Origin of the sequence: Pseudomonas sp. NPDC088322 (assembly GCF_044740745.1) — a bacterium.
Lineage (GTDB): Bacteria > Pseudomonadota > Gammaproteobacteria > Pseudomonadales > Pseudomonadaceae > Aquipseudomonas > Aquipseudomonas shirazensis.
In genome coordinates, this window is sequence record NZ_JBIURK010000003.1 from 686,523 (window position 1) to 694,388 (window position 7,866).

The 7,866-nt window shown below is 60.3% G+C and carries 6 protein-coding genes and 1 pseudogene; all 7 read right to left on the minus strand.

Annotated features, from left to right (window positions below; genetic code table 11):
* Window positions 1–353: 353 nt before the first annotated feature.
* A complete protein-coding gene (gene glmS / locus ACIOAU_RS10755; RefSeq protein ID WP_401181829.1) occupies window positions 354–2,189 on the minus strand; it encodes a glutamine--fructose-6-phosphate transaminase (isomerizing) in 1,836 nt (611 codons plus the stop codon).
* A gap of 1 nt (window position 2,190) precedes the next feature.
* Window positions 2,191–2,967 carry a DeoR/GlpR family DNA-binding transcription regulator gene (locus ACIOAU_RS10760; protein WP_101322801.1) on the minus strand — a complete coding sequence of 259 codons (777 nt, stop codon included), beginning with the start codon at window positions 2,965–2,967 and terminating at the stop codon, window positions 2,191–2,193.
* A 173-nt stretch (window positions 2,968–3,140) separates the two neighbouring features.
* On the minus strand, window positions 3,141–4,508 hold the full coding sequence (glmU, locus tag ACIOAU_RS10765; RefSeq protein WP_150572357.1) for a bifunctional UDP-N-acetylglucosamine diphosphorylase/glucosamine-1-phosphate N-acetyltransferase GlmU: 1,368 nt from the start codon (window positions 4,506–4,508) through the stop codon (window positions 3,141–3,143).
* A gap of 120 nt (window positions 4,509–4,628) precedes the next feature.
* Entirely contained in the window at window positions 4,629–5,048 is a 420-nt protein-coding gene (locus ACIOAU_RS10770; RefSeq protein ID WP_101322799.1) for a F0F1 ATP synthase subunit epsilon, read from the minus strand.
* A 44-nt stretch (window positions 5,049–5,092) separates the two neighbouring features.
* Window positions 5,093–6,469, minus strand: a complete 1,377-nt coding sequence (gene atpD / locus ACIOAU_RS10775; RefSeq protein ID WP_101322798.1) for a F0F1 ATP synthase subunit beta — start codon at window positions 6,467–6,469, stop codon at window positions 5,093–5,095.
* A gap of 27 nt (window positions 6,470–6,496) precedes the next feature.
* A complete protein-coding gene (gene atpG / locus ACIOAU_RS10780) occupies window positions 6,497–7,357 on the minus strand; it encodes a F0F1 ATP synthase subunit gamma (RefSeq protein ID WP_101322797.1) in 861 nt (286 codons plus the stop codon).
* Window positions 7,358–7,405: 48 nt separating this feature from the next.
* A pseudogene (locus tag ACIOAU_RS10785) lies at window positions 7,406–7,866 on the minus strand (F0F1 ATP synthase subunit alpha); the annotation flags it as partial.

Below are 7,866 nucleotides of genomic sequence, written 5' to 3' on the forward strand. Positions count from 1 at the left end.
TAAATGTAGAACGATCGTTCTCTACATTCAAGCAGCAACTGCTGAATTTTCGAATAGATGAGTGAGCGCTGGGGAAAGGCAAGTAGCCGGCATATCACCGTGGGGGGGCCGAAGATGGCGGTGAGATCGGTGTCGGCGGCAACATGCCCGCAGTTGTAGCGATGAAGGCAAGGGATCAGGCTGCGAGCCAATCGCAACCGGAGCAGCCTTGTCGCCCCGGTTGTGTTCCCACTAACTATCCGCTGGCGGCGTACAGATCTACTCTGGATCGCGGGCGAGTGGTGTATCCGGGAGGGCGTTTATCTCGCGTCAGCCATATTGCATGGCCAACCAACCGCCCTCCCAGCTTCACATCACTCCACCGTAACCGACTTAGCCAAGTTCCGCGGCTGGTCGACATCAGTCCCCTTCAGCACCGCCACGTAGTACGACAGCAACTGCAGCGGGATGGTGTAGAGGATCGGCGCCAGCGCGTCGGCGATGTGCGGCACGTTGATCACGTGAATGCCTTCTGCATTGCTCATGCCGGCGTGCTCATCGGCAAACACTACCAGCTCACCGCCGCGGGCGCGGACTTCCTGCAGGTTGGACTTGAGCTTCTCCAGCAGTTCGTTGTTCGGCGCGACGGTGACTACCGGCATGTCGGCGTCTACCAGCGCCAGCGGGCCGTGCTTGAGCTCGCCAGCTGGGTAGGCTTCAGCGTGGATGTAGGAGATTTCCTTGAGCTTGAGCGCACCTTCCATGGCTACCGGGTACTGCGCGCCGCGGCCGAGGAACAGGGTGTGGTGCTTGTCGGCGAACAGCTCGGCGATCTTCTCGACCACGCCGTCCATCGCCAGCGCTTCGCCCAGGCGAGTCGGCAGGCGGCGCAGCTCTTCGACCAGCTCTGCTTCTACACCGGCTTCGAGGGTGCCACGTACGCGGCCGAGGGCCAGGGTGAGCAGCATCAGCGAGACCAGCTGGGTGGTGAAGGCCTTGGTCGAGGCAACGCCGATTTCCGGGCCAGCCAGGGTCAGCAAGGTCAGGTCGGACTCGCGCACCAGCGAGCTGATGCCGACGTTGCAGATGGCCAGGCTGCCAAGGAAGCCGAGCTCCTTGGCGTTGCGCAGGGCGGCCAAGGTGTCGGCAGTTTCGCCCGACTGGGAAATCGACACGAACAGGGTGTCTGGCTGCACCACGACCTTGCGGTAGCGGAACTCGCTGGCGACTTCGACCTGACAAGGAATGCCGGCCAGGCTTTCCAGCCAGTAACGGGCGACCATACCGGCGTGGTAGCTGGTGCCGCAGGCGACGATCTGCACATTGCGCACTTTGGCGAACAGCTCGGCGGCTTGTGGGCCGAAGGCTTGCACCAGCACATGGTCACCGCCCAGGCGGCCTTCAAGAGTGCGCTGCACCACCGCTGGCTGCTCGTGTATTTCCTTGAGCATGAAGTGGCGATAAGTGCCTTTGTCGGCTGCTTCAGCGCCTTCGTGGTACTGCACGGTTTCGCGTTGCACATGAGCGCCAGCCTGGTCCCAGATGGTGATCTGGTCGCGGCGGATTTCGGCGATGTCGCCCTCCTCCAGGTACATGAAGCGGTCAGTGACCTGGCGCAGGGCCAACTGGTCGGAGGCGAGGAAGTTTTCGCCGTGGCCGAGGCCGATCACCAGCGGGCTGCCGCTGCGTGCGGCGACCAGGCGGTCCGGCTGCTTGATGCTGATCAGCGCCAGGCCGTAGGCACCATGCAGGCGCTTGACCGCAGCCTTGAGGGCATCGGCCAGGTCTGGTGTGCTTTTCAGGGTGTGGTGAATCAGGTGGACGATGACTTCGGTGTCGGTCTGCGAGGCAAATACGTAACCCAGGCTTTTGAGCTCTTCGCGCAGCTCTTCGTGGTTTTCGATGATGCCGTTGTGCACCACCGCCAGTTCATCGCTGGAGAAATGCGGGTGGGCATTCTGCTCGGTCGGCGCGCCGTGGGTGGCCCAGCGGGTGTGGGCAATGCCCAGCTTGCCGGCAAGGGGCTCGGCGGCGACGGCGGCATCCAGCTCGCTGACCTTGCCGATGCGGCGGCGGCGTTGCAGCGCGCCGTTCTCGGTCAGCACAGCCAGGCCAGCGCTGTCGTAGCCACGGTACTCGAGGCGCTTGAGGCCTTCGATCAGAATGGTCGTGATATTACGTTCAGCAACGGCACCAACGATTCCACACATATTATTGCTCCTGGCTGATCGCGGCGCAGATCAGGTTAATGCCGCGGGCTTTGAATGCTTCGCGCGCCGCCATGGGCAGGCGCTCGTCTGTAATAAGGGTACTGATGCTGCTCCACGGCAGCTCCAGGTTAGGGATCTTGCGTCCGACCTTGTCCGACTCGACCATCACGATCACTTCGCGGGCAACTTCGGCCATCACGCGGCTCAAACCGAGCAGCTCGTTGAAGGTGGTGGTGCCACGCTGCAGGTCGATGCCATCGGCGCCGATGAACAACTGGTCGAAATCGTACGAGCGCAGTACCTGCTCGGCGACCTGGCCCTGGAACGACTCCGAATGCGGGTCCCAGGTGCCTCCGGTCATCAACAGCACCGGCTCGTGTTCAAGGTCACTGATGGCGCGGGCTACGTTGAGCGAGTTGGTCATCACCACCAGGCCGGGCTGGCGGCCCAGCTCAGGGATCATGGCGGCGGTGGTACTGCCGCTGTCGATGATGATCCGGGCGTGCTCGCGGATCCGCTCCACGGCGGCGCGAGCGATGGCCTGCTTGTACAGGGATACGGGTTGCACAGCTTCGGCCAGCAGCTCCTGCGGTACCGGTACCGCGCCGCCATAGCGACGCAGCAGCAGGCCATTGCTTTCGAGCGCAGCCAGATCCTTGCGGATGGTCACCTCGGAGGTTTCGAAACGCTTGGCCAGGTTATCCACACTCACCTCGCCTTGCTCGCTGAGCAGGGCAAGGATGTTATGACGGCGCTGGGGGGTGTTCCGTTTCGACATGACAGGTTAAGTTTCGATTCGAAAGATAAGTAGGCCAATCAAAACCTAACTCGGTGTCTTCGTCAAGCGTTCTTGCGCCTGTGGGTAACTTTCGAAACGGATTGTCACTTGTTGAAATCAGAAAGCCGACTTACTCACATAAGTCGGCTTTCTGATTAACGGCTGTGGATAAATCAGTTCTTGGTGATTTTCACAGGGCGCTTCCAGCCGTCGATATTGCGCTGACGGCTACGCGCGACTGCCAGCTGACCGGCCTCGACGTTTTGATTGATGGTCGAACCAGCCGCGGTAGTGGCGCCGTCCAGGATATCCACAGGCGCGACCAGCGAGTTGTTCGAGCCGATAAAGACGTCCGCGCCAAGCACTGTCTTGAATTTGTTGGCGCCATCGTAGTTGCAGGTGATGGTGCCGGCGCCAATATTGGTGCGTGCACCGACCTCAGCATCGCCCAGGTAGGTCAGGTGACCGACTTTGGCACCCTCGCCCAGATGAGCGTTCTTCAGCTCGACAAAGTTACCCACATGCGCTTTGGCATCCAGCACGCTGCCCGGGCGCAGGCGCGCAAACGGGCCAGCATCGCTGCCCTCGCCCAGCACCGCACCTTCGATATGGCTGTTGGCCTTGACCACAGCACCCTTGCGCAAGGTGCTGTTCTTGATCACACAGTTGGGGCCGATCTGCACGTCATCCTCGATCACCACCTTGCCTTCGAGAATCACGTTGACGTCGATCAGCACATCACGGCCGACCGTCACCTCGCCGCGCACATCGAAGCGGGCCGGATCACGCAGGGTCACGCCCAGCGCCATCAGGCGGCGACCTTCGCGCAGTTGGTAATGACGCTCGAGCTCGGACAGCTGGCGGCGGTCGTTGGCGCCCTGCACTTCCATGGCATCGTGCGGCTGCTCGGTAGCGACCACCAGGCCGTCTGCTACAGCCATGGCAATGACGTCGGTGAGGTAATACTCGCCCTGGGCATTGTTGTTGGACAAACGGCTCATCCAGTCGCTCAGGCGCGCAGCCGGCATGGCCAGGATTCCGGTGTTGCCCTCGGTGATCGCCTTCTGTGCCTCGCTGGCATCCTTGTGTTCGACGATCGCGGCAACCTGGCCCTGAGCATCGCGGACGATGCGGCCATAGCCGGTCGGGTCTTCCAGGTTGACGGTGAGCAGGCCCAATTGCTGTGGGCTGACCTGGGCCAGCAGACGCTGCAGGGTTTCCACTTCAATCAGCGGCACATCGCCGTACAGCACCAGCACGGTGTCAGCGGTCAGCGCCGGGATGGCCTGGGCGACGGCATGGCCGGTGCCCAGTTGCTTGTCTTGCAGGACGAAGTTGAGGTCGTCTGCTGCCAGGCGTTCACGAACCAGCTCGGCACCGTGGCCGATGACTACATGAATGCCTTGCGGCTTGAGCTGGCGCGCGCTGTGGATAACATGGCCGAGCATGGAGTTGCCGGCTACCGGGTGCAGCACTTTAGGCAGTGCCGAACGCATGCGGGTGCCCTGGCCTGCGGCGAGAATAACGATATCGAGTGACATTGACTGGCTACCAATCCGGGGCGGTCAGCGCTGTGACCGAAGAGAAATTTCGGAAAAAGAAAAAGGGTAGCCGAGGCTACCCTTTTACTCAATCGCAACGGAAGCGTCGGCCTAGGCCGATTACTTCCCTTTGCGCATCTGCTGGACGGTACGCAGCTGAGCTGCGGCCTCGGCCAGACGCGCGGCAGCAGCGCCGTAGTCGAAATCAGCGCTTTTGCTGTTCAGGGCGTTCTCGGCAGCCTTGAGGGCTGCTTGGGCCTGAGCTTCGTCCAGGTCGCCAGCACGTTGCACGGTATCGGCAAGCACCTTGACCATGTTCGGCTGGACCTCGAGGAAACCACCAGAGATGTAGAACACCTCTTGGGTGCCACCCTGCTTGGTCAGCGTGATCGGGCCTGGCTTGAGATTGGTGATCAGCGGCGCGTGGCCCGGAGCGATACCAAGATCACCCAGGTTACCGTGCGCAACTACCATCTCGACCAGACCGGAGAAAATCTCTCCTTCTGCGCTGACGATATCGCAATGGACTGTCATAGCCATCTGCTTGCCTCAACCTGATTGGCGCCCCTTGCGGGGCACCGGGATTACAGTTTCTTGGCTTTCTCAACAGCTTCTTCGATGCTGCCGACCATGTAGAACGCTTGTTCTGGCAGGTGGTCGTAGTCACCTTTGAGGATGCCGCTGAAGCCTGCGATGGTGTCTTTCAGGGAAACGTATTTGCCTGGAGAACCGGTGAAGACTTCGGCCACGAAGAACGGCTGGGACAAGAAGCGCTGAATCTTACGAGCGCGGGATACCAGCTGCTTGTCTGTTTCGGACAGTTCGTCCATACCCAGAATCGCAATGATGTCCTTCAGCTCTTTGTAGCGCTGCAGCACGTACTGAACGCCGCGAGCGGTATCGTAGTGCTCGTTGCCGATCACGTTCGGGTCCAGCTGGCGCGAAGTCGAGTCGAGTGGATCGACCGCTGGGTAGATACCCAGGGAGGCGATGTCACGGGACAGAACGACGGTGGCGTCCAAGTGGGCGAAGGTGGTCGCTGGCGACGGGTCGGTCAAGTCGTCCGCAGGCACGTATACGGCCTGGATCGAGGTGATCGAACCTTCCTTGGTCGAAGTGATGCGCTCTTGCAGTACGCCCATCTCTTCAGCCAGGGTCGGCTGGTAACCTACTGCCGAAGGCATACGGCCCAGCAGTGCGGATACTTCAGTACCGGCCAAGGTGTAACGATAGATGTTGTCGACGAACAGCAGAACGTCGTTACCTTCGTCACGGAACTTCTCGGCCATGGTCAGGCCGGTCAGCGCTACGCGCAGACGGTTGCCTGGTGGCTCGTTCATCTGACCGTAGACCAAGGCTACTTTGTCGAGAACGTTGGAGTCCTTCATCTCGTGGTAGAAGTCGTTACCCTCACGAGTACGCTCACCCACACCGGCGAACACGGAATAACCGCTGTGCTCGATGGCGATGTTACGGATCAGTTCCATCATGTTTACGGTCTTGCCGACACCGGCACCACCGAACAGACCAACCTTACCACCCTTGGCGAACGGGCAAACCAGGTCGATAACCTTGATCCCGGTTTCGAGAAGGTCGTTGCCGCCTGCCTGGTCAGCGAAGGAAGGTGCGTCGCGGTGAATACCCCAACGCTCTTCTTCGCCGATCGGGCCAGCTTCGTCGATCGGGTTGCCGAGCACGTCCATGATCCGGCCCAGGGTCGCTTTACCGACCGGGACAGAGATGGCAGCGCCGCTGTCGACTACAGCCAGACCGCGCTTCAAGCCTTCGGTCGAGCCCATCGCAATAGTACGAACCACGCCGTCGCCCAGCTGCTGCTGAACTTCCAGGGTGGTTTCCGCGCCTTGAACTTTCAGCGCGTTGTAAACACTCGGTACGCCGTCACGTGGGAATTCCACGTCGATGACGGCGCCGATGATCTGAACGATACGTCCGCTACTCATAGCTGGATCCTCTGAATTTTTGAACCGTTAAACCGCGGCAGCGCCGCCGACGATTTCCGAGATCTCCTGGGTGATCGCAGCCTGACGCGCCTTGTTGTAGATCAGCTGGAGGTCGCTGATCAGGTCACCGGCGTTGTCTGTGGCGTTTTTCATGGCGATCATCCGGGCAGCCTGTTCGGCCGCGTTGTTCTCGACCACCGCCTGGTAGACCTGCGACTCCACGTAACGCACCATCAAGCCGTCCAGCAGCTCTTTGGCATCGGGTTCGTAGAGGTAGTCCCAGTGGTGCTTGAGTTCTTGATCCGGGGTTGCCACCAACGGTACCAACTGCTCGACCGTCGGACTTTGCGTCATGGTATTGATGAACTTGTTCGATACCACCGAAAGGCGGTCGATACGGCCATCCAGGTAGGCGTCCAGCATGACCTTGACGGAACCGATCAGATCATTGATCGACGGTTCTTCGCCCAGATGGCTGATTGCAGCTACCACGTTGCCGCCAAAGATGCGGAAGAAAGTCGCACCCTTGCTACCGATCACGCACAGGTCGATTTCAACACCCTGCTCGCGATTGGCGTTCATGTCCTTGACCAGGGCCTTGAACAGGTTGGTATTCAAGCCACCGCACAGACCACGGTCACTGCTCACCACGATATAACCGACGCGCTTTACGGCACGTTCGATCATGAACGGGTGGCGGTATTCCGGGTTGGCGTTGGCCAGATGACCGATCACCTGGCGGATACGCTCCGCATAGGGACGGCTAGCAGCCATGCGCATTTGAGCCCTGCGCATTTTGCTGACCGCCACTTTCTCCATGGCGCTGGTAATCTTTTGCGTGCTTTTGATGCTCGCAATCTTACTGCGAATCTCTTTTGCGCCTGCCATGTATCACCTATCAGGTTAGCAAGCGGGGGCCGAAGCCCCCGCCGCGGCTTACCAGGTTTGGGTGGCCTTGAACTTCTCGATACCGGCTTTGATGCCCGAATCGATTTCGTCGTTGAAGTCACCCTTCACGTTGATCTTGGCCATCAAATCGGCGTGATCACGGTTGAAGTAGGCGATCAGCGCTTGTTCGAAGCTGCCAACCTTGGCGATTTCAACGTCGGTCAGGAACCCACGCTCAGCGGCATACAGCGACAGCGCCATGTCCGCGATGGACATTGGAGCGTATTGCTTCTGCTTCATCAGCTCGGTTACACGTTGACCGTGCTCGAGCTGCTTGCGGGTGGCTTCGTCCAGGTCAGATGCGAACTGGGCGAATGCAGCCAGTTCACGGTACTGAGCCAGGGCGGTACGGATGCCACCGGAGAGCTTCTTGATGATCTTGGTCTGAGCGGCACCACCTACGCGGGATACCGAAACACCGGCGTTCACTGCAGGGCGGATGCCCGAGT